Genomic DNA, 23,257 nt, shown 5'->3' with positions numbered 1-23,257 from the left:
AAGTAACTTTAGCAGTTAGCATCTTTAATTGAGATGGCTCATATAACTTTCAAGGTAAAAACAATAAAAAATGCTATTTTATACTGATAAATGTCGTTTTTTATGAAAATAAACACAGTTTTTTGTGGTTTGAAGACCGTAAATGGATATTCGGGGTTTGCCAGTTGCGTTTTTGGACAATGGCTTTTACCATAATGATATAAATAAGGATATAAAGACAATGACTTCATTTGCTAATAATTCAGGCTGTCAGCTATCGGATGCCAATACAATCAGCGATCACCATAAAGCTAAAGCTGATATCAATTATCGACTCAATTTCGAGCGTTTTTCTGAGCACTTGGTTGATGTGTCGCTCAATTTTACGGCAGTAAATGATGCGCCTCAACTTTGGATGCCAGCGTGGATACCAGGCAGTTATCTGATGCGTGAGTTTGCGCGCAACATTACCGCGGTGCATTATCAGGTGTTAGACAGCCAGGTGTTAGACAGCCAGGTGTTAGACAGCCAGATGCTAGATAGTAAAGCATTAGACAGCCAAATCATGGATGACGATACTCACGAGACTTATCGCGCGCACAAAATAGATAAAAACACGTGGCAATTACCAAAAGCTAAAGCAGGGCAAGCCATCAGTGTCCACTATGAAGTTTATTGCTATGATTTATCGGTACGTACTGCCTATGTCGATCAGCAACGTTTGTATGGGAATTTCACCTCATTGGCATTGGCTGTAGAAGGGCAGGAGCATCGAGCTGTACAAGCTAGCTTAGCAGTGCCAGCAGCATTTTTAGCAGGTAAAGACGAGAGTCGGCTGCTATTGGCATGTGGATTAGAGTCTACTCATTTACGTCTTGATGGGCAGCATAGCTATGGACTACAAGCAGGCAGTTATCACGACCTTATTGATTACCCGTTTGAGATTGCAGAGCAAGATAAGTTTGACTTTATTATTCAAGACAGTACGCATCAGACGCTACCTCATCGTTTTTATCTCTCAGGTAAGCACAGCGCCAATATGGGCAGGCTACAGCAGGATATCACTCAGATCTGTCAGTGCTATTTAGATTGGTTGGGTGATGCGCCATTTAATGATTATACTTTTATGACCTTTGCCAGTGGTCAGGATTATGGTGGACTTGAGCATATCAATTCGACCAGTCTCATTACGCCGCGCCGAGACTTACCAACTCTTGATGAGCCAAAAATACCAAGCACCGATTATCAGCGATTTTTGGGCTTATGCAGCCATGAGTATTTTCATTCGTGGTGGGTCAAAACGGTACGCCCAGATGTTATGTTGGATGTCGATTTGCGCCGCGAGGCTTTTACACCACTGCTATGGGTATTTGAGGGATTTACTTCGTATATCGATGACTTTATGTTGCAAGCGTCGGGCGTGATTGATAAGCCAAGCTATCTCAAGCTACTGGCTGAGCAAATTAATCGTTACTATCAAACCGCGGGTCGCGCGTATCAAAGCGTTGCAGAGTCGAGCTTTGATGCGTGGATTAAGCTATACCGTAACGATGAAAATACAGGCAATGCTGGTATCAGTTATTACAACAAAGGCGCATTGGTGGCGTTATGTTTGGATTTGACGCTGCTCCAAAAGAGCAATGGTCGCTATCGTCTGTTTGATGTGGTCAAGGCTTTTTATACTCAAGCAAAGCAAAACGACAATAAACGCATTGGCATCAATAGTGCTGATATGGGTACAGTCATTGGGCAGTTCATGCCATTAGCGGATTGGGAAGACTTTGAGTATCGTTATGTCAATGGTGTTGAAGAGTTGCCAATTGAAGCGCTGCTGGCGGCAAACGGTATCAGCATGCATAGTAATAGCAAAGAGACGGCTGACAAGCATGTGCCTTGGGGCATGCGCTGTACTGAAACACCTGCTGGACTCAAAGTCAATCGCGTGACACGTGCTAGTGTCGCTGCTAGTGCAGGTATTTCAGCGAACGATGTCATTGTGGCGCTTGACGGTATCAAAGCTGACAGTAAACAATTGGCGTTGCTGAGTAATGTGGAGCGTGACATTGAGTGTCATCTGTTTCGCCGTGATGAGTTGATGCGTGTTAATGTGCTGCCTAAGGCGGCTGATGAAGCCATCGACAAAGCCATCGACAAAGCATCTCCGCATAAAGTGAGCTTGCACTTGGCAAAAGCAAATCAATCGTCAGGAGTCAGTGATAACTCTTCTCCAGTCGATGCAGGCTGGCAAGCATGGCTTAACGCTATAGAGCATTATCAAAGTTAAATACATTGCTAAATGTATTAATGTGAATGTACTTTTTCTCACTATTCTGTTCAATAATTTATTAAAAATAAAACCCCTGCCAAATAATATTATTTGGCAGGGGTTTTGTGTAATGACTGGCAGTCTTTTTCAAACGTAATAAAAATTAATAGGTAAGTCAGCGTTTAGTAATTCAGCACCTAAGAAGCAGCTTGCTCAGATTGCTGATGATTATCCGCTTCACTTGTGCCCTGTATCTCTTTAGTATTTTTATCGGTACTAGCATTAGCATCTGCAATCCATTGTTGCATATGCTCAATCTCAGTCTGCTGACCATCGATGATATCTTGTGCCAATTGACGCATCTCTTCGTCAGTGCCATATTTCAGCTGAATGTTTGCCATCGCTACCGCGCCAATGTGATGCGGCAGCATACCACGTGCAAATGCCATGTCAGGCACAGGATCGGCGATACCCAATACCATCTCGCCATTTAAGACATCCATGCTTCTGGCATACGCTTGCTGCATCGCTTCAGTGTTGGGTTTAGGTTTGGCTGTATCAGGGTGGCTAGCAAGCCATTTATTCAAAATATCTATTTCAAGTTGCTGAGCGGTGATAATCTCTTGTGCCAATTGACGCATCTCTTCGTCAGTACCATATTTCAGCTGAATTTTTGCCATTTCTACGGCACCGCGGTGGTGGCCAAGCATCGCTTTAGCAAAGGCTGTATCAGGATCGTTATAACCCATACCGATCATCATCTCATCATGCATTCTAGTCATCGACCTTGTATAGTCTCTGAGTATATCGGTCATTTGGCTCTCATCCGCGCTGTTTTCGCCAGCTGCTAGGTCGTTATCAGCGTCAACGTCATTTGGAGCATCGACGATATCAGTCACAGGTGGGGTCGCTGCATTAGAATCTGTGTCATCGTTGTCTTTTGTCGGCTGACAGGCGCTCAGTATAAGCGCTGTAGAAACGCTAGTGGCCAACAAAATCCAACGACGAGAAACAAACATAACATATCCCTATAATAAAAAATTAAATGATAAGTGGATGAGACTTATGATAGCTAAACAATGGTGTTCTGAAGCTTAGCAGATAAACCTTGCTCGTTCGAGACGCGATGTTTGGCAAGTCGTAATTGGTTTTAATTGCTACCAAAGCCAATGACTAAGACGTATTCTGATCTAAAAAGCTGATAGAAATAAGGATATGCCCTAATAAGCAGATGCCAGTCACGAGCAATCAGCAATGAGATACTAGTAGATTGATAGTAACAATTAATCAAGAATGCCTAATTGCTGACAGCGTTCGCTAGTGAGATGAATGCGCACAAACTCACCAACGGCTAAATCACCCAATTCAAACCCTGCTACTGACCAGCGTATCAAACGCAGGCAAGGCAGTCCAACCTGCGCTGTCATGCGTCTGACTTGGCGATTCTTACCTTCATAAATCGTCAGCATGAGCCATGAAGTCGGTACATTCTTACGCTCACGAATAGGCGGCTCACGTTGCCATAAATCAATGGGTAAGTTTGCCTCTTCTACCATGAGAGCCGTCGCCGGTAGTGTCTTGCCATCTTTTAAATGTACGCCAGAGGCAAGCTCATTCAACTGCGCTGGCGTTGCTGTGCCTTCAACTTGCACCAAGTAAGTTTTGCCTTGCTTATGACGGTTTTTTGCAAAATTAGCAGCAGAAGGTGGCTGGGTAATGGCTTTATTGACTCGACCATCACTCGTTAAAATCAGCAAACCCTCTGAGGTGGCATCAAGCCTACCAGCAATCCGTAAAGACTTATCGGTAAAATACTGTGATAGGGTGGTGTGATCATTGTTGCTGTCATCACGAAACTGACTTTGCACCCCATAAGGTTTATTGAATAAAATCAGACTAGAGGTTGACATGGTTTGGGATTTCCTAAATTTGAATCATTATTTTGTGCATATTTTGAGGGTAGGGCGTGTCCTCAATTTACGATTTTTAAAACGAGGACACACCCTAATAAAACGTTGTTTTTTTAAATCAACGCTATAAGCGGCAAATTTGTGGATTTTATATAAAGTATCTTTGTTATTTTGCGCGTTATTATAACAGTCTGTGTGGATGCTATTTTACTAAAGGGATTTTTACAGTATCGTTAAGTCAATAAATGATTATTCAGTGCATCGCTATTTCACTTATTTATTTTTTAAATCATTTATCAGCATATCGCAACTTACCTATTGCTCAGACCTATTGCTCAGACCTATTGCTCAGAGTTTTTAGTTTGGCTAACCCACGTTTAAAGCGGCATAAATAATAATAGAGTGGCTAGCATAACAGAGTGCTAAGGATGCTTGCGATATCTAACATACAACCAAGGAGTTTTATCCATGTCTTATGAGAAGGTTATCGTCCCAAGAGACGGCGAAAAAATTACCGTGAACGCTGATCTGTCGCTAAATGTACCCAATCATCCTATCATCCCGTTCGTTGAAGGCGATGGTATCGGGGTCGATATCACGCCGGTCATGATAAAAGTGGTTAATGCGGCCGTGGAGAAAGCTTATCATGGCAAACAGTCCATCATTTGGATGGAGGCTTATCTCGGCGAAAAAGCCGCTAAAATATATGATGGTGACTATCTGCCAAGCGAGACGCTAGAGATTTTAAAAGACTATGTTATCAGTATCAAAGGCCCATTGACCACGCCAGTTGGCGGTGGCTTTCGCTCATTGAACGTAGCGGTACGTCAAGAGCTTGACCTCTATGTGTGTCAGCGCCCAGTTCGTTGGTTTGAAGGTGTACCAAGTCCTGTTCAGCATCCTGAGCTGACAGATATGGTCATTTTCCGTGAAAATTCAGAAGATATCTATGCGGGTATCGAATGGAAAGCGGGCAGTGAGGATGCTAAGAAAATTATTAAATTTTTAAAAGAAGAGATGGGCGTTACGAAGATCCGCTTCGATGATGATTGCGGTATCGGCATCAAGCCAGTATCCAAAGAAGGTTCGCAGCGTCTGGTGCGTAAAGCCATTCAACATGCTATCGATAATGATTTGCCCAGTGTGACTTTAGTGCACAAAGGCAATATTATGAAGTATACCGAAGGCGCATTTAAGGAATGGGGCTATGAGCTGGCCGCAGAACGCTTCGATGCAGAATTATTAGATGGTGGTCCTTGGATGACAATGAAAAATCCAAAAACAGGCAATGATATTATTATCAAAGACGTCATTGCTGATGCCTTTTTGCAGCAAATCTTGATGCGTCCTGCGGATTATTCAGTCGTTGCGACGCTAAACTTAAACGGTGATTATATCTCTGATGCCTTAGCAGCCGAAGTGGGCGGTATTGGTATCGCACCGGGCGCTAACAAAGGCGGCGCAATTGCGGTTTATGAGGCAACTCATGGCACAGCACCTAAATATGCGGGTCAGAATAAAGTAAATCCTGGCTCATTAATTTTATCAGCTGAGATGATGTTACGAGACATGGGTTGGACAGAAGCCGCTGATCTCATTATCAATGGTATTCAAGGCGCTATCGCTAATAAAACGGTCACTTATGATTTTGAGCGTCTCATGCCAGATGCTATCTTGCTCAGTACTTCTGAGTTTGGTAAAGCGGTTATCAAGCACATGAATGTTTAAAAAGTATATAGCACTGAGTCAGCAGTTATCAGAATTTTATACTATTGATAAAAGTATCAATATTCACAAAAGTATCGCTGAACTTATCAATGTCAAAAAGCCACCTACAGTTATGTAGGTGGCTTTTTTATTGGCAGTTTTTTGCTGTTTATAAGTGATATAGTCAAGGAATTTTAGAATCGCTACAAGGCGACCGACCGCAGATAGTACACTGAGTACATCTAGGGTGGGTAACACCGTAGCGGTTTAAAAGTGCTCTGACTATATTTTAAAAGTAACGTTTTAAACGTACTGTCTTATGTTCAAGCATAAAAAACACCGCTTAAGTCTGAGACCTAAGCGGCGTTTTTATTTTGCTTAACTGGGTTCAAAAATCTTTATAAATAAAGAAAATTAAGCCCAATTGTTTGCTGTATTAGCACATGACTCAATTACAATGAGGCGATTGCTGCATTGAATAGCGTGCTTGGACGCATCGCTTGTTCAGCCAATGCTTCGTCTGCCAAGTAGTAACCTTTTAAGTCTACAGGCTTGCCTTGAGCTTCATTCAGCTCTTTGACGATAGCAGCTTCGTTGCTCTCAAGTTTTTCTGCCAGCGGTGCAAATTTTGCTTTAAGATCAGCATCTTTATCTTGTGCCGCAAGCTCCTGTGCCCAGTACATCGCCAGATAGAAATGACTACCACGGTTATCGATTTCACCTGTTTTACGTGATGGACCTTTGTTGTTTAACAACAGTTTCTCTGTCGCCGTGTCCAATGTATCCGCCAAGATTTGCGCTTTAGCATTGTTATCGTGACTGGCCAAATGCTCCAAAGACACGGTCAAGGCTAAGAACTCACCCAATGAATCCCAACGTAAATGGTTCTCTTCTAGTAGCTGTTGAACGTGTTTAGGTGCAGAACCACCAGCGCCCGTTTCAAACAAACCGCCGCCTTTCATTAATGGTACGACTGACAGCATTTTCGCACTGGTTCCTAATTCTAAAATTGGGAACAAGTCAGTCAAGTAATCACGTAAAATATTACCGGTCGCAGAGATAGTATCCAGACCACGGGCAACGCGCTCTAGCGTATAACGCATCGCACGAACCTGTGACATGATTTCAATATGTAGGCCTGTAGTATCATGATCTTTTAAGTAAGTTTGAACTTTTTTGATCAGCTCGTTTTCGTGCGGACGGTAAGGGTCTAGCCAAAAGATAACAGGCGTATCTGATTCACGGGCACGGCGTACGGCAAGTTTTACCCAATCTTGGATAGGCTCATCTTTAACCTGACACATGCGCCAAATATCGCCGTTTTCAACCTGCTGCTCAAGCAATACCTCATCAGTATCTTCATCGACAATACGAGCCAATCCTGAACCACTTGCCTCAAAAGTCTTGTCATGCGAGCCATACTCTTCGGCTTTTTGTGCCATCAAACCAACGTTAGGAACCGTACCCATCGTGGTTGGATCAAAGTTACCATGCCATTTACAGAAGTTAATCATTTCTTGATAGATACGAGCAAAGGTAGATTCAGGCATGACCGCTTTACAGTCATACATTTTGCCATCAGCGCCCCACATTTTACCGCCTGAACGAATCATCGCTGGCATAGAGGCATCGACAATTACATCACTTGGTGAATGAAAGTTGGTGATACCTTTTGATGAATCAACCATCGCGAGGCGTGGACGATGCACTTGGCAAGCATGTAAATCGCGTTCGATTTCTTCACGCTTACTGGCTGGTAGCTCAGCGATTTTTTCGTACAAACTTGCCATGCCGTTATTGACATTGATACCTAGCTCGTCAAAGAAAGCGCCATGCTTATTAAAGGCATCTTTATAATAAGTTTTGACTGCATGACCAAACACGATAGGATGCGATACTTTCATCATCGTGGCTTTTACGTGCAGTGAAAACAAGATACCAGCTTCGCGGCAATCTTCCATTTCACGCTCATAAAACTCAAGCAATGATTTTTTGCTCATAAACATTAAGTCGATGACTTCTTTATCCAGCAAGGCAATGCCTGTTTTGAAGACATGAATAGTGCCATCTTCAGCAACACGTTCCATACGTACAGTACGTGCTTTATCCAAAGTGATAGATTGCTCACCAGCATAGAAATCGCCACTGTGCATGTGCGATACGTGGGTCTGTGACCATTGCTTCCATTCACCCATAGAGTGTGGATGCTTGCGTGCATAGTTTTTAACCGCTTTTGGTGCACGGCGATCTGAGTTGCCTTCACGCAAGACTGGGTTGACAGAACTGCCTAAGCTTTTACCATAACGCTTACGGATCTCTTCTTCTTCTTCTGTCTTGGGATCATCTGGAAAATCAGGGATAGCGTAGCCTTTGCTTTGTAATTCTTTGATACAAGCTTTTAGCTGTCCAACAGAAGCACTGATATTAGGCAGTTTAATGATATTGGTGTCTGGATCTTGAGTCAGACGACCCAGCTCAGCCAGATTATCAGGAACGCGCTGCTCTTCCGTTAAGTACTCTGGGAACTCAGCCAACACACGGGCAGCAACAGAGATATCGCTGGTTTCAACTTCGATGCCTGCTGTTTGAGTAAAAGCTTTTACAATTGGCAAAAATGATAAGGTTGCGAGCGCTGGTGCTTCGTCAGTTTTTGTATAAATAATTTTAGACATTAGTTGGGCATTCCTTTTAGTTGTAATTAATAATAAGGCTCAAATATAAGTTAATAATTCCATGCAGCTCTGACGTAATAATGGATCATGCAACGATACTAAATAATGTGTCGCTAGTTTTTTGTAGACAGTTTCTTAGAAACCATCGAGTCTGCTTAGAATTTTTCTTCGTTAAGCGGCAGTTTGACTGTCTTGTCTGAACGACCTGCTCATATGAATGACTTAAAAATAGAGTGCGGACGCTACATCATAGTTAACTGATTATAAATCTGATACGATGTCAATATCGCATAATGAACTAAGTGTAGTGTTTTCGGTTGTTTCTAATATGTCTTAATTACATTAAGCTGTTAAGAGCCTTATTCTACCAGTCATCGATAAAAATTTCATCCTTTCTATACAAACACTGCCTGCTAATATTCGTCATAAAAGGATGAATAATACAATCATTATTCAAAAAACTGCCAGTCATATCATAGATATGAGTCGTGACTAAGTGATTCTTACTCTTCTGTCAGAAATGAGCTGACAAACCAAATTATCTATGTTTTTAGAGGTGACTGTATTGGGATGGCTTTTATTATCGAGAGCGCATTGTTATCTATTTTATTCGTAATATCTGAAAATGATGAGAGCATAATTGTGACAGAGTTTGAGTAGAATTTTGCTAGGCCAGTCATATACGAAACAAGGTATAAAAAACTACGCCCATATAAAAATAAATAGTGAGTATTATGAGTTTACAATATGCATTACTCAATGACACCAGCTGGCAGAGTCAAGCAGACTGGCAAACCCCCGATACCCCTTTTATGTCGTTTGCTTTTTGGCAAGCGTTAGCTGACACTGGCGCGATTGGTGAGCAGGCAGGCTGGTTGCCGATATTTGTGTTGGTACATCGTGTCGCAAATAGTCAAAGCGACAGCTCGATAGACCACGCTGATCATAATGAAAACCATAGCGAAAACCATTCTGCGATTAACGAAGCTGCGCAAACAGTCACGCATCCTGTGGCGGTGTTGCCAGTATTCCTAAAAGGTCATCATCGTGGCGAGTTTGTGTTTGACCATTCATGGGCAGAAGCTTATGCGCGTTATGGGGTGGATTATTATCCAAGGCTGGTCACCAGCGTGCCCTATACACCGATTACGGGTCAGCGGCTTTGGTTGGCAAAAGGTGAGACGTTAACCACCGATATCATAAAGACAGCTATCGCAGGCGTCGATGATATTGCTCAGCAAGTAGGTGCCTCAAGCTGGCACGGATTATTCATTACGCCTGAATTGGCTACAATTGCCACGGCATCTATGCCTACTGATATTGATGTAGCGCATTTGCTAGCCGCTCAAGATAATGGTTTAGAATCAACCGCAATTGACATGCCCATACTGGAACGTCAAGGCTGCCAGTTCTTATGGCAAAATAAAGACTTGCTACAAGACTGCCAACCGTTTGCTGATTTTGAAGCATTCTTAGCGACGCTAAAAGCCAAAAAACGTAAAACCATCCGTGCTGAGCGTCGTAAGGTCGCCGAGCAAGGCATCATTTGCCAACGTAAATGCGGTGCCGCTATTACTGACGAGGACTGGAAAGCCTTTTATCATTGTTATGTGATGACCTATGCAGTACGTGGACAACAGCCTTATTTGACAATAGATTTTTTTATGGCACTGGCAGCGACTATGTCTGAGCACTTAATGCTCGCACAAGCGTTAGATGCCTCTGGAGAAATTATCGCCAGTAGCTTGTTTTTATACGATGATCGCCATAGCGAAAATGCCACTCTTTATGGTCGCTATTGGGGAGCACTGGGTGAGTACGACAGTTTACACTTTGAGCTGTGTTATTATCAAGGTTTAGAGTTTGCCATCGAGCAAGGGCTTAAGTATTTTGATCCGGGTACGCAAGGCGAGCATAAGCTGGTTCGTGGTTTTATTCCAACGACGACACACTCTATCCACCGTATTTATGACCCACGTTTTGTGCCAGCTATCGCCAATTTTTGCGCCCAAGACCGTGAGCATATGGCGCAGTATCGTCAGCAAGCGTTTGAGGCATTGCCCTTTAATGCGGATAATATGCCAGCCTTTGATACCAATCAATAGGCTTTGCTTAATACGCCTACCGCTCGCTTTCTTTTTTATTATTATGTCACTATTAGCCGTTAACTATGTCCAGTACTCCTTTTATTTGTCTTACTCATTTGTCTCCTCCTAGTGAGCTACTCTCGTGGCTCAATGTCGCAGGCTCTCTCACGGCGGTGTTGGAAGTGAAAGCAGGGCAGCCCTTGCGCGTGGAGCGTAGCTTTGAGGGCTACCGATTGCTGTCATTGGCACAAAAAAAACAATTGAATGTCACAGGTGCCATGCTAAATCGTCCCATGCTAGCATGGGTGCGTGAAGCGCAACTATATGGCAATGACGCGCGCCCGTGGGTGGCCGCGCAAAGTATCTTTCCGTTACCCAGTCTCAAAGGTAACGCCCGCCGTCTACAGCAGCTCAAAGGCACACCCATCGGTTATGTGTTATTTAAACGCAGCCGGACTTTGCCCAATCAGCGTTTTATCCAGCAGACAAGTGAGGGTTGGCAACGGCAAACACGTTATGATTGGTATGGTCGCCAGCTGCTGATCAGCGAAACTTTCTTGCCAGCATTTGTCACTACTGACAGTTAAATATCCGTTAAGTAGCCAGTCAATAGATAAATATTGCTACTAATCTGCTGACCAACAACAGGCTAGGAGCAATATGATAGCGGTAAACCATTTATTTTATTGGCTATTTATCTGCGTTATATCACCATTTAATTCACTCAGCTTACAGTGAGGTTTTTTTGCGCTCACCGCACAAATTTTCATGTTACACTTAATGTTTAGCGATGATTTTGATGCCAACGCGTATCGAGTTTATTGCCGAATTGGACAAGTTAATGACAGGCCTATTGCCTCTGCTTACTCCTACTTATCTTTGCTAATAGACTCAATTCACAATAATGGTCATACCATAAAACTGAGCGTAAAAGTACCGCTGGTACTTTGAGCGACGTTGATACAGTAATTGTTTTATTGTGGGCAGCCTATAAGCTTCTTTTCAACGACATTTTTCAATGACAGTCACTACCTAGGACATCACTATGTTTAAAGATATTTCTATCAAAGATTTTGATCCAGTACTTGCTGAAGCGATGGCTGCAGAAAGCGTTCGTCAAGAAAACCATATCGAATTGATTGCGTCTGAAAACTACTGCTCGCAAGCAGTGATGGAAGCGCAAGGCACAGATCTAACCAACAAATACGCTGAAGGCTATCCTGGCAAGCGTTACTATGGTGGTTGTGAGCATGTAGACGTTGTAGAGCAATTGGCGATTGATCGTGCAAAAGAGTTGTTCGGTGCTGAGTACGTCAACGTCCAGCCACATTCTGGTAGTCAAGCAAACTCTGCCGTATTTTTAGCGTTACTTGAAGCAAATGACACCGTACTAGGCATGAGCTTAGACGCAGGTGGTCACTTGACTCACGGCGCACACATTAACTTTTCAGGTCTGAACTACAATGCCGTACAGTACGGCTTGGTCGAAGGCACTGGTCTTATCGATTATGACCAAGTTGAAAGTTTGGCAAAAGAGCATAAGCCTAAAATGATTATTGCTGGTTTTTCAGCGTATTCACAGGTAGTCGATTGGGCACGTTTCCGTGAAATCGCTGATGAAGTTGGTGCTTATTTGCTAGTAGATATGGCGCACGTTGCTGGTCTAGTTGCTGGTGGTGTTTATCCAAACCCAGTACCGTTCGCTGATGTGGTTACAACAACTACGCACAAAACCTTACGTGGCCCGCGTTCAGGTATGATTTTGGCACGTGATGAAGTACTTGCTAAAAAGCTCAATTCTGCCGTATTCCCAGGTAACCAAGGTGGCCCGTTGATGCATGTCATCGCGGCAAAAGCGGTTTGCTTTAAAGAAGCGTTAGAAGATAACTTTTCTACTTATCAGCAGCAAGTGGTTAAAAACGCTAAAGCGATGGCAAAAGTGGTTCAAGACCGCGGCTATGAAATCATCTCTGGCGGTACTGAAAACCATCTCATGCTGATCAGCCTCGTTAAGCAAGAAATGACGGGCAAAGAAGCGGACAAATGGCTTGGCGATGCGCATATTACTGTGAATAAAAATGCTGTACCAAATGATCCAAAATCTCCGTTCGTAACGTCTGGTATTCGTATCGGTACGCCAGCAATCACTACTCGCGGCTTCAACGAAGCGCAAGCGGGTGATTTGGCAGGTTGGATTTGTGATGTATTAGATAGCCGCGGTGATGAAGCCGTCGCTACTGAAGTACGCGGTAAAGTAGAAGCGATCTGCAAAGAGTTACCAGTTTACGAAAAAAATCAGTAAGTCTTAAGCTTTGAGTTTGAAGCTTTAAATGAAAAACCGCTTAGCTGAATGGCTAGGCGGTTTTTTTATGGTCAGCTGGTTTTGACTTTTTAGCTATTGCTGCATTTGCTCATATATATTTTAGATTAAGTATAAATAATTTATAGAATGTATGTGCTTTATATTGTTAAGCTAGGAATAGAAATCATATTATGTTTTCAGATCGTTATTTGCTATTTCATCAATAATGCAGACTAAGCGTTTGAAATTACTGTAGTTAGACTTAGCAACCCATTCGTCATAATTACTCTTAAGTTCTTCCTTGATGTTTGCACAGTTTTCTATAGTCTTGTTCGAAGCAAGCCACACTCCTAACAAGTCTAACTTTTTGTTTTCATCATAAGATGTGCTATTTATAATATCATTATAGTTACTTACACCTTTGAGGTCTGTGGACATTTTTTTTGAGTTAGTTATTTTATCAATATAGCTCTTTGTAGAAAGTTTTAATCTCTTGTTTACTGTGAATTCATCATTTTTCAATTGTAAGTCGCCACTATTTAAGTATTTTCTTATTGGTATGTATGTAGGCGTTCTTTTTATTAAGTTTGGTAGTATTTTTATGATTTCATCACTAGAAATATGCAAATCATCACATACTATATCTTTTATCAAATCTTTAGCTGTTATACCAGATATCCCTTTGATTCCAAACTCTGAGATAGAGGCTACACCAACACCAGCTACAAATTCAATATCATCACCTTCCATTAAGCTATCAAAATCAACATGTCTCAGTCTTAAGTCAGCTTTCTCTTTCGAATTGACAATATTATAAATCTGCTCTTTGAAAATCCTTAAAAAATCGATAGGTATTTTCCTTTCAGCGTACTGTAGCGCTTTAAAAACTTTGCCAAAATCATCGGTTTTGATATGTGTAAATGTAAGCCTCTTATCATTTATGGGCATTTCTAAGCGAGACATTTCATCTTCACCACCATTTGCTCTACTAACGAATATCATATTTTTTGACAGTTTAATAATCTTATCTTCTGAATCAATGACATTTTCAATTTTCTCGAGAATATTCTTGATATTGTCATCTGACAGGGAATAGCCTAGAAATATAACGGGCTTTTCTAAGAAAATTGAGATTAATTTTGCTGCTAAATATGGGTTTTTATCATTAAAATTTTCATAGTCATTACTACTCAATACAAGGCTATTAAAGTTAGAGCAACAACCATGGATTTTAAAAATTTCACCTACTGCTTGTGGATGTTTAAACAATATATCTGATTGCCCTACATACACTTTTAATTTAGGGAAAATATTTTCAAGTAACAAGTCCCAGTTTGTCGTGATAATTCCGTCTATAACTACATTATCGTTCATCAATTCAACTAATTCAGAGTTCTGCATTGAATCTTCATCGATGGAGTAATCTTGTAAGTATTTAGCAATCTCATACTTTAAAGGAGTTTCAATTTTATTTATCCAGTTTTCAGAGTTATATATATCAGGATTTTGTTCATTATCTTCCCACCAGTCTTCATGAAAGTCTTCAGCCAAAGCTAATGCTGCTTTTGGATAATTATCATCTACTTTACTTAGATACCTTGTGAATGGTTTTTTTGAAAAATGTTCCAATAATCCCTTCCAGTCAGGCATATTGATATACCTGCGAGAGAAACCTGAGCCGATAAACAAGAATGGAGCGGAGGGTGACTCTGATAGTATTTTTGCTAATTGGCTCTCAATGTTTGTTTCTGACATGATAGTTTCTCTACCTAGATAATTGTTCGTAATTAAAATCAATATTACCTTATCTCTCATAGGTTAACCACAATATATGTAGTTTTTGAAATACTATCAAAAGATGAGTTTAATATGCGTTTTCTAGCTAATCCTTCTTCAGCGCATGACTGTCTTCTAATATGCCCATAAACCTATCATATAACCAAGGTTCAGCATCATCGATGGCTTGGTTATATATTTTAGAGCCGATCAAGTCCACCATAAAATCGAATAAGAACTTGGCAGGCAAATTACCGATATCCAAATCAAACTCTTCGCTCATATAATCTCTCAAATTATCTAACAGCGCTTCTTCCTCTTCCTTCGATAACTTGATAAGTTTGTCTTTACTCATATTATTCTCTCAATACTAGGTAATGATCTAGCTTAGTTCAATCATACCTTTATAGGAAGGTTGAATAACCAATAAAAAAGGCTGGGTTACGATAGCGTAGCCCAGCCTTATTCAGGTTAATTCGACTTTATTGCTTATCAAATTACATAAACGGCAGTTTAGTAAATATCTGCAAGATCGTCGCGTTGACGATATCGACAAAGAATGCACCAACCATTGGCACAATCAAAAACGCCTTAGGCGAAGGCAGATAGCGATCCGTGACCGCCTGCATATTGGCAATCGCCGTAGGCGTCGCACCCATACCAAAACCACAATGTCCAGCTGACAAGACCGCTGCATCATAGTCTTTACCCATCACCTTAAAGGTTATGAAATAGACATAAACAACCATAATGACCGTCTGTACCAATAAGATAATCAACACAGGGCCTGCCAAATCAGTCAGCTGCCATAGCTTCAATGACAGCAGCGCCATGGCTAAGAACAGACTCAAAGAAGCGTTACCAAATACGTCGATAGAGCGATCAAACATATCAAAATTAAAGATAGTGGTTAAGACATTACGAATAATCACACCACCTGCCAACGCCCAAACGAAGGTAGGTAGCTCAAACCACGTGCCTTGCGCAACAAGCGTCATGACATCGGCGAAAGCCAACGCTGCGGCAAACAATGCCAATGTTTCAATAGTAGAAGAGGCGGTGATAAAACGCATGCTGTCAGGTCTTTCAAAAATTTCTTTATTGCTACTCGCCGAATCTTCATCATGCTTGGTGCTATAAAGCGACTGCGCACCAGCGACTTTTTCGATGTCACTAGGATTGGGATTGGCGGGCGTTGGTTTCAACCCCAGCTTTTGAATCAGGCGACGGGCAACAGGACCACCAATGATACCACCAGCGACTAAGCCATAGGTGGCAACGGCGATACCAAGTGTCGTTGCACCGACCACACCGTAATCTTGCTCCAAGGTGATACCCCAAGCGCCTGCCGTACCGTGACCACCAGTCAGGGCGATAGAACCTGTCACTAATCCAAGTAGTGGATCAAGTCCCAACGCGCTTGCCATGGCCACACCAACGACATCTTGCAAGACGATAAAAACGGACACAACGATGGTAAAAATCAACAATGGCGTACCACCAGCTTTGAGTCTACTAAAATCAGCGCTCAAACCAATAGAGGCAAAAAACATCAGCATGGTCGCCGTCTGTAATCCTTGATGAAAGTTAAAACTATATCCCCAAATGATATTTAGAATATAGACCACTATTGCTGCGACCAAACCACCAGCAACAGGCTCTGGAATGTTAAAATCTTCTAAGAATTTAATTTTCTTGACCAAAAAGCGCCCAAGCAGCAGCACTAGAGTGGCTAGTATCAGCGTGTAATAGCCGTTTAGGGTAATTTCCATATATTAATCCTTTCTATAAAAATAAATTAACCTGAATTCGGGATAAATATGGTTTTATCTCGAATTCAGGTTTGTGTGGTGATTGGCGACTAGGCATCATCCACGGACGGCATAATAACCCATAATTGCGGCTTGCCAAAATCTCTGTAGGCATCTTCAATGATGCTTTTGAAAACATTAAAATCTTCGGTGTTTATTTTTTCCACCGCTGTTAGATCCAGCATCAGGTGAGTCACTTCGCTGTCCGTTAAACAGTCCCATGCGCTATCCCAGTTATGTGAAAAATAGCTGGGAAAATTACAGGCATTGGCTAAGTTTGTTAATAATGTGGTTTTATTGAGTATCTCGTCTACCGGTATGTTAACAGTCTGAGCGGGCATGCTAGCATTTAGTGCTGTAGTTTTTTGGTTAATATCTTGGTCAAAAACCAGATTAATATAGTGGATGGCTTTACTCATATTATTTTACGTCCAGTCTGCGAAAGCTATCATAGTGATCAACGGTTAAGTAATATACGGTCGGCGGATGACCACCTGTGACGATACGCCGTGCACCGCGATGTGACACGCCAGGGGTCGGCACGGTATATTCGCGGTAGTAGCCTTGCGACTGCGTGGGCAATCTGCCCTCACGATTATAAAATGTCGTGCCATCTTTATGAGGATAAGGAAAAGGCCCGCCTCGTTGAATAAGGACAATGGTATTGTCTATCTGAGCATCGCCCGTGACGCCGCTTGTCTTTGCTGGCTGTGCCTCTGATGAGGTTTGTGATACCGTCGTTGGGTCAATACTATCGGTCAAAAACCCAGACGACAAATCACCAAAAAAGTAAACAGCGACGGCAATAAGAGCAATCAAACTAAATAGGGTAGAGCCTAAGCTTCTCTTGTTTTGGTTGCCACGCTGACTATGACGATTGTCACGGGTAGTGTGTCGCGGGTTTTTGTTATTATCAGTAGGGTTGTTTCGGCTGCCAGTATTTGAATAGTGATTGGTTATATTTGAGTCTGGAGTGGCTAAAATACTCAATTCGTTGGAAGTGACTTCAGTGGCTCGTAGTTGGTTTTTATCATTACGCTCACTATTGAAATAGACGCTTTGACCAACGGTTATCGGCTGTGATAATCGCACTTTACTCACATGAAAAAACACGTCTTCACTTTGGTTGTCTACATCGATAAAGCCATAGCCTTTATCTGAATTCCAGTGCTTGATTTTACCACTCTGCATAAGCCCACTTTCCTATCGCCTGTTTTGTTATCGTGCCGCATGACTTCTACCATACACATGGTTTTGATGCCGCATATATAACATATTTGACACTACTAAAAAACGCCAGCAATTGAGCTGGCGTTTTTTTGTGGATTATACGTTAAATGAGAGAGTGGATGATAGGCTAAGCGACAAGACGTTAGGCGCGAGTCTCACCATGACCATAAACGATCCATTTTTGTGAGGTGAGACCTTCAAGTCCTACTGGACCACGAGCGTGGATTTTATCGGTCGAGATGCCAATCTCGGCACCCAATCCATACTCAAAACCATCGGCAAAACGACTAGAGGCGTTAATCATGACGCTCGATGAGTCAACTTCACGGATGAAACGTTGCGACTTGGTATAGTTGTCGGTAATGATGACGTCGGTATGATGGCTGCCATGAGTGTTGATATGTTCAATGGCTTCGTCAATACCTGACAAAACTTTTACCGCTAAGATAGGCGCTAAATATTCGGTATCCCAATCCTCAGCAGTGGCCGCAGACAGATGTCCAGCAAGCTTAGCATTGTCATTTAAGATGGCTTGCGACTTATCATCAAGGCGCAGTTGCATCGCATCATCAGCGGCGATGATGGCTTCGGCAATCTTAGGTAATAGCTCACCCGCAACTGATTCGTCGATCAATAGCGTCTCCATGGTATTACACGTACCGTAGCGATGGGTTTTTGCATTGACGCTGACCTTGATGGCGATTTCGGCATCTGCATCGCTATCGATAAAGGTATGGCAGTTGCCATCTAAATGCTTGATGACAGGAACACGAGCATCACGGCTGATACGTTCAATCAATCCTTTGCCACCGCGTGGGACAATGACATCGACATAATCTGTCATGGTGATCAGCTCGCCGACAGCAGCACGATCTGTCGTTTGTAATACTTGCACACTGTGCTCAGACAGCCCGACTTTTTGTAGTCCTTCCAAGATACACTTGGCAATCGCTTGGTTGGATTCAAACGCTTCAGAGCCGCCGCGCAAGATAATAGCGTTGCCTGATTTTAGCGCCAATGAAGCCGCTTCTAAGGTCACGTTAGGGCGCGACTCATAAATCATACCGACCACGCCGAGTGGCACCCGCATTTTACCCAAATGAATCCCTGATGGCTGATAGGTCATGTCAGTGACTTCGCCGATAGGGTCTGGTAATGAGGCGACGTCTTTTAACCCTTGGAGCATACCGTCAAAGCGGGCATCATTTAGCGCTAAGCGATCCAGTAAGGCTGCCTCTAAATCGTTGCTTTGTCCATTATCCATATCGATTTTATTAGCGGCCAAAATATCTGATTTGGCCTCTTTTAACACATCATGAATCGCCATTAATGCTGAGTTTTTATCACCAGTGTTTGCCGCAGCCAGCACACGAGAAGCCGCTCGTGCTTGTTTGCCGACAGCTTGCATATAGGCAGTAACGTCTGTGGTATTCGATTGACTCATAAATTATTTTCCTTATGTTATAAATGTTTTAAGCAAATGAAAGCGCCCAAAAAGGCGAAAATGTGGCAAAAAGATGATTTTGATACCTGTCAGGTATTATGCTATTTAACATAGAGGAGATTGAGGTGATAGTAAAGATGATTTTGTGAACAGTGCCTACTTTACATAGCATTTATGAGCATGGTCGTCGCGTCATTTTACTGACTTTACTATTACTGAGTCCTTGCCACTTCATGATACAAGCACCGTTTTAGAGAAAGCAGAAACGCAAGCTTTCGGTTACGTGGTTTTAACAGAACTGCGTTGTAACTACTAAGGTAGCTAGCATTAATCATACGTATAGTAGAGCTTAACGGTGCATCATAAAGCAATTAAAGGGCAGACATTCATGTACGAATGGTTGCTCGTCAAATACAACTTAACAAATGAAATAATGATGGAGAATAAAAATGGCTATTAGAAATGACACTATCGACAACACCATGCGTAAAAGCTTGCTGGCAGTTGGTTTGGTTGCCGCGGCATTGACATTGGGCGCTTGCGGTAAGAAAGAGGAAGCACCTATGGAAACTGCTCCAGCCGTTGATGCACAAACAGCGGTAGAGGATGAAGCTACTGGTGTTGCGACAGCAGGCGAAGGTGATGATATTGCAGTTGCTAGTGCTGATGATGGCATGGCAGTGGGTAGTAATGATGATGTGGCGGTGGCAACAGCAGATGACGCCGAAGTGCTGGACGGCACTGAGAGCGAAGAACATGTCTCGACGTATTAAATCGCTACTTTGATTAACTGATTATCATTAGTGGATGATATAAGCGAATAAAACTAGATAATCAGATAAAACTACGCCCAGTACACGAAAGTGATAAAATAAGGCTCAGCGCTGTAAATACAGTCTGGGCTTTTTTGTGTTAGCTATTTAGTGGCTTATTAATATTTATTTACCACTGATTCAGCGTTGATTGAGCATCTGGTTCAATACAGGATTTGCCTTTTTGCTGTGTAATAAGAGACAATGTGATATTTTTTCTATTTGTGTCACGAATCATAGCCTTATCACAATAATGCTATGATTGATGCTGATACTATTTATGCTGCCTATGCCGCTATTTTTTATTTATTTTTATTCGTGTTTTCACTCATATTTATTGGAAGTCTGCTGAACCATGCTTGATATTGCAAAAGATCCGACTCGGCCTATCGCCTTAGATTTACAAGACGTCCATAAAAGCTATGGCTCATTGGCAGTGCTAAAAGGGGTGTCCCTTACCGCATATGACGGTGATGTCATCTCTATTTTGGGCTCATCAGGCTCAGGTAAATCTACCTTGCTGCGCTGCATTAATTTGCTCGAAAAGCCCAATCAAGGTCGTATTATTATCGGTAATGATGAGCTGATGCTCAAGCCTGCCAAGTCAGGTGAGCTGCAAGCGGTCGATATTAAGCAATTGGAAAACTTGCGCGCGCGCGTGGGTTTTGTCTTCCAAAACTTTAACTTGTGGCCGCACAAAACGATTTTGCAAAACATCATCGAAGGGCCAACGCAAGTTTTAAAGATTAAAAAAGATCAAGCCATTAGCGATGCTGAAAAACTGCTCGATAAAGTCGGTTTGCTTGATAAAAAAGACGCCTATCCAGCGAATTTATCTGGCGGTCAGCGTCAGCGTGTGGCAATTGCCCGTGCGCTTGCCATGCAGCCACAAGTGCTGCTATTCGATGAGCCAACCTCAGCCTTAGATCCTGAGCTGGTCAATGAAGTGCTCGCCGTCATGCGTGAGTTGGCAGAAGAGGGGCGTACTATGCTTATCGTCACCCATGAGATGCGTTTTGCGAGAGAAGTATCAAGCAAAGTGGTGTTCTTGCATCAAGGCGTGATTGAAGAGATTGGCACGCCTGAGCAAGTTTTTGATAATCCTACCTCTGAGCGTGTCAAAGACTTTATGGCATCGCATCGTCAGAACTAGCCTCGTATTTAGTATCCGTTTTATATGCAAAAATGGGGTGGTAATATTCTTACCACCCTATCGTCATTTTATTTTAAGCATAAAATTACTGCTTAGTAAGCAGCGTTGACCGTTTATTACTCGTTAATAACAGTCGGTATGTAAAACGTTTGTTTTTGATATTTTACTCAGGTATTATCAAAAGGTTTACAGGTGGTCGATAATGACGGCTGCTTGTGTATTCTGCTATCTATATTGCTTGTCTGGCAGGGACGTCAGAGAACAAAATATCAGAACCCTACATTAAAAACCCATCAGAATTTAAGGAATGTATGATGTCGAATTCTCGCCTATTGTGGTCATCGATGACCGTTACCGCCGCATTGATGCTGAGCGCCTGTAGTCAACCGGCTAATGAAACTACTGATAGCAACACTGACGCCACTGCAGCAGAAACGGCTGGCAAGACCATTCGTATCGCGACCGAAGGTGCTTACCCTCCTTTTAACTACACCAATGCTGATGGCAGCTTGGCAGGCTACGATATTGACGTTGCCAATGCCTTATGTAAACAGATGCAAGCCAAATGTGAAATCGTCGCTCAAGATTGGGATGGTATTATTCCGGGTCTTTTAGCACAAAAATATGATGCAGTGATTGCGGGTATGTCTATTACACCTGAGCGTCAAGAAAAAGTCGACTTTACCGAGCCTTACTTTGCCAATACGATGGTTTGGCTGACCGATACCAAAGGCAGTTTTGATCCTATGGCGATCAAAAACTTGACACTTGGTGGTCAACGTTCAACCACGCCTGGCGCTTATTTACAAGATAACTATGAAGGCAAAGACGGCAATACTGTGCAGTTGTATGACAATTATGACAATGCTTATCTGGATCTAAAGTCTGGTCGTAGCGATGCAGTATTGGCGGAAAAAGTCTCTGCCAAATCATGGTTGGCAGACAACCCTGAAGGCTTTGGTATCGTTGGTGACGAAATTGACAATGACGATAATATTGCCATTGCTGTTCGTAAAGGTGACGCACTCAGAGACGACTTTAATAAAGCACTCAGCGAAATCCGTAGTAACGGTGAGCTGGCACGTCTTGAGCAAGCGAACTTTGGTCAATAATCTTCTGATTGAAAAATGAAGGAATAGCAAACATGACAATATCAATGACATCATCATTAAAAACCAAGGCGCTTTGGCTTGCGCCATTAAGTGCCGCGATGCTTATGCTGGCTGGTTGTAATAATAGCGCCACGCCTGAAGATGGTGCGGCAGCTGACACCACAGCCGATGCACCTATGAACATAAAAATTGCCACCGAATCAAGCTATAAGCCGTTCAGTTATACCGATGCTGATGGCAAGTTAATTGGTTATGAGATTGAGCTGGTCGATGCTCTGTGTGCACAAATGAAGGCAAAATGTGAAGTCATCTCACAAGATTGGGATGGTCTCATTCCTGGTCTAAATGCCCAAAAATTCGATGCAATTATCGCAGGTATGTCGATCACGCCTGAGCGTAAAGAAGTGGTTGAATTCACTGACCCGTACTTTCACACTGGCATTATCTTAATTGGTAAAAAAGGTGATGACATTCGCGTCGATGCATTAAAAGGTCAGCCCATTGCCTCACAGCGTTCAACCGTCGCTTCACAGTACTTGCAGGATGAACATGCAGATGCTGATATCAAGCTTTATGATACCCAAGACAATGCGTATCTGGATCTGACTTCAGGTCGCGTACGGGCAATGATGTCCGATAAAGTCACTGGCATCGATTGGCTAAAAACGGATGCTGGTAAAGACTATGAAGTGAAAGGACAAGAAATTAGCACCGACGAAGATGCCATGGGTATCGCATTGCGTAAAGGCGATCCATTGGTCGCTAAGTTCAATAAAGCGTTGGCTGAATTAAAAGAAAACGGTACTTATGACCAAATCACAGGCAGCTATTTTGGCACCAACTCTACTGCTGCTGCGCAAAAAGCCGTAGCAACCACCGACGTAAAAGAAGTGATGGTGGTTGAAGGTGATGATGCTGTTGAAGTGAAAGAAGAATCAGCTGAAGCGGCGACTAACTAATATCATAGCTCATCTCTGTGCTCGGCTGATATGGCTG

Annotated in this window: 18 protein-coding genes; 9 read left to right on the top strand and 9 right to left on the bottom strand. The window is 42.5% G+C overall.

All coding sequences use genetic code 11. The features are described from left to right. The first annotated feature begins 220 nt into the window (after positions 1-220). On the top strand, positions 221-2,263 hold the full coding sequence (locus JMX95_RS03330; RefSeq protein ID WP_201552710.1) for a M61 family metallopeptidase: 2,043 nt from the start codon (positions 221-223) through the stop codon (positions 2,261-2,263). A gap of 179 nt (positions 2,264-2,442) precedes the next feature. Here the strand turns inward: JMX95_RS03330 and JMX95_RS03325 are convergent, their stop codons facing one another. Beyond that, positions 2,443-3,264: a DUF305 domain-containing protein gene (locus JMX95_RS03325; protein ID WP_201552712.1), complete on the bottom strand. Its 822-nt coding sequence runs from the start codon at positions 3,262-3,264 to the stop codon at positions 2,443-2,445. 264 nt (positions 3,265-3,528) lie between these two features. After that, positions 3,529-4,155 (bottom strand): pseudouridine synthase, encoded by a 627-nt coding sequence (locus JMX95_RS03320; RefSeq protein WP_055123471.1) that lies wholly within the window; start codon positions 4,153-4,155, stop codon positions 3,529-3,531. A 468-nt stretch (positions 4,156-4,623) separates the two neighbouring features. Here JMX95_RS03320 and icd point away from each other — a divergent pair, with 468 nt between their 5' ends. Next, the gene (gene icd, locus JMX95_RS03315; protein WP_201560006.1) at positions 4,624-5,883 is read left to right on the top strand and encodes an NADP-dependent isocitrate dehydrogenase; all 1,260 of its coding nucleotides are present in this window, start codon (positions 4,624-4,626) and stop codon (positions 5,881-5,883) included. A 431-nt stretch (positions 5,884-6,314) separates the two neighbouring features. Here icd and JMX95_RS03310 read toward each other — a convergent pair whose 3' ends face one another. Next, the gene (locus JMX95_RS03310; RefSeq protein ID WP_201539828.1) at positions 6,315-8,534 is read right to left on the bottom strand and encodes an NADP-dependent isocitrate dehydrogenase; all 2,220 of its coding nucleotides are present in this window, start codon (positions 8,532-8,534) and stop codon (positions 6,315-6,317) included. A 734-nt stretch (positions 8,535-9,268) separates the two neighbouring features. On the opposite strand from JMX95_RS03310, the gene JMX95_RS03305 reads away from it, so the two are divergent. From JMX95_RS03305 to glyA, 3 genes are all read left to right on the top strand, one after another. After that, positions 9,269-10,639, top strand: a complete 1,371-nt coding sequence (locus JMX95_RS03305) for a GNAT family N-acetyltransferase (RefSeq protein ID WP_201552716.1) — start codon at positions 9,269-9,271, stop codon at positions 10,637-10,639. A gap of 65 nt (positions 10,640-10,704) precedes the next feature. Then, the gene (locus JMX95_RS03300; protein ID WP_201552718.1) at positions 10,705-11,208 is read left to right on the top strand and encodes a chorismate--pyruvate lyase family protein; all 504 of its coding nucleotides are present in this window, start codon (positions 10,705-10,707) and stop codon (positions 11,206-11,208) included. 458 nt (positions 11,209-11,666) lie between these two features. Next, complete coding sequence (glyA, locus tag JMX95_RS03295; protein WP_055123466.1) at positions 11,667-12,923, top strand: serine hydroxymethyltransferase; 1,257 nt, start codon at positions 11,667-11,669, stop codon at positions 12,921-12,923. Positions 12,924-13,112: 189 nt separating this feature from the next. On the opposite strand, the gene JMX95_RS03290 is transcribed toward glyA, so the two are convergent. From JMX95_RS03290 to JMX95_RS03265, 6 genes are all read right to left on the bottom strand, one after another. Beyond that, positions 13,113-14,678, bottom strand: a complete 1,566-nt coding sequence (locus JMX95_RS03290; RefSeq protein ID WP_227675948.1) for an SIR2 family protein — start codon at positions 14,676-14,678, stop codon at positions 13,113-13,115. A 127-nt stretch (positions 14,679-14,805) separates the two neighbouring features. Beyond that, a complete protein-coding gene (locus JMX95_RS03285; RefSeq protein ID WP_201560005.1) occupies positions 14,806-15,054 on the bottom strand; it encodes a DUF2164 domain-containing protein in 249 nt (82 codons plus the stop codon). 142 nt (positions 15,055-15,196) lie between these two features. Then, a complete protein-coding gene (gene gltS / locus JMX95_RS03280; RefSeq protein ID WP_045453577.1) occupies positions 15,197-16,471 on the bottom strand; it encodes a sodium/glutamate symporter in 1,275 nt (424 codons plus the stop codon). An 89-nt stretch (positions 16,472-16,560) separates the two neighbouring features. Then, positions 16,561-16,929, bottom strand: coding sequence for a barstar family protein (locus tag JMX95_RS03275; RefSeq protein ID WP_201560004.1), 369 nt, complete (start codon positions 16,927-16,929; stop codon positions 16,561-16,563). A 1-nt stretch (position 16,930) separates the two neighbouring features. Further along, on the bottom strand, positions 16,931-17,701 hold the full coding sequence (locus JMX95_RS13745) for a ribonuclease domain-containing protein (RefSeq protein WP_201560003.1): 771 nt from the start codon (positions 17,699-17,701) through the stop codon (positions 16,931-16,933). Between the two features lie 181 nt (positions 17,702-17,882). After that, positions 17,883-19,184 (bottom strand): glutamate-5-semialdehyde dehydrogenase, encoded by a 1,302-nt coding sequence (locus JMX95_RS03265; RefSeq protein ID WP_201552736.1) that lies wholly within the window; start codon positions 19,182-19,184, stop codon positions 17,883-17,885. A gap of 449 nt (positions 19,185-19,633) precedes the next feature. On the opposite strand from JMX95_RS03265, the gene JMX95_RS03260 reads away from it, so the two are divergent. The 4 genes from JMX95_RS03260 to JMX95_RS03245 all read left to right on the top strand — a co-directional run bounded on the left by JMX95_RS03260 (position 19,634) and on the right by JMX95_RS03245 (position 23,220). Then, positions 19,634-19,957, top strand: coding sequence for a hypothetical protein (locus tag JMX95_RS03260; RefSeq protein WP_201552738.1), 324 nt, complete (start codon positions 19,634-19,636; stop codon positions 19,955-19,957). Between the two features lie 394 nt (positions 19,958-20,351). Then, positions 20,352-21,149, top strand: coding sequence for an ABC transporter ATP-binding protein (locus JMX95_RS03255; RefSeq protein WP_045443533.1), 798 nt, complete (start codon positions 20,352-20,354; stop codon positions 21,147-21,149). A gap of 311 nt (positions 21,150-21,460) precedes the next feature. Further along, complete coding sequence (locus JMX95_RS03250; protein ID WP_173936682.1) at positions 21,461-22,261, top strand: transporter substrate-binding domain-containing protein; 801 nt, start codon at positions 21,461-21,463, stop codon at positions 22,259-22,261. 32 nt (positions 22,262-22,293) lie between these two features. After that, on the top strand, positions 22,294-23,220 hold the full coding sequence (locus JMX95_RS03245) for a transporter substrate-binding domain-containing protein (protein WP_201560002.1): 927 nt from the start codon (positions 22,294-22,296) through the stop codon (positions 23,218-23,220). The last annotated feature ends 37 nt before the right edge of the window (positions 23,221-23,257 follow it).

Origin of the sequence: Psychrobacter sp. NC44, from assembly GCF_904846655.1 — a bacterium.
Lineage (GTDB): Bacteria > Pseudomonadota > Gammaproteobacteria > Pseudomonadales > Moraxellaceae > Psychrobacter.
Note: the sequence above shows the minus strand (reverse complement) of the source record. Positions and strands in the feature narration are given on the sequence as shown.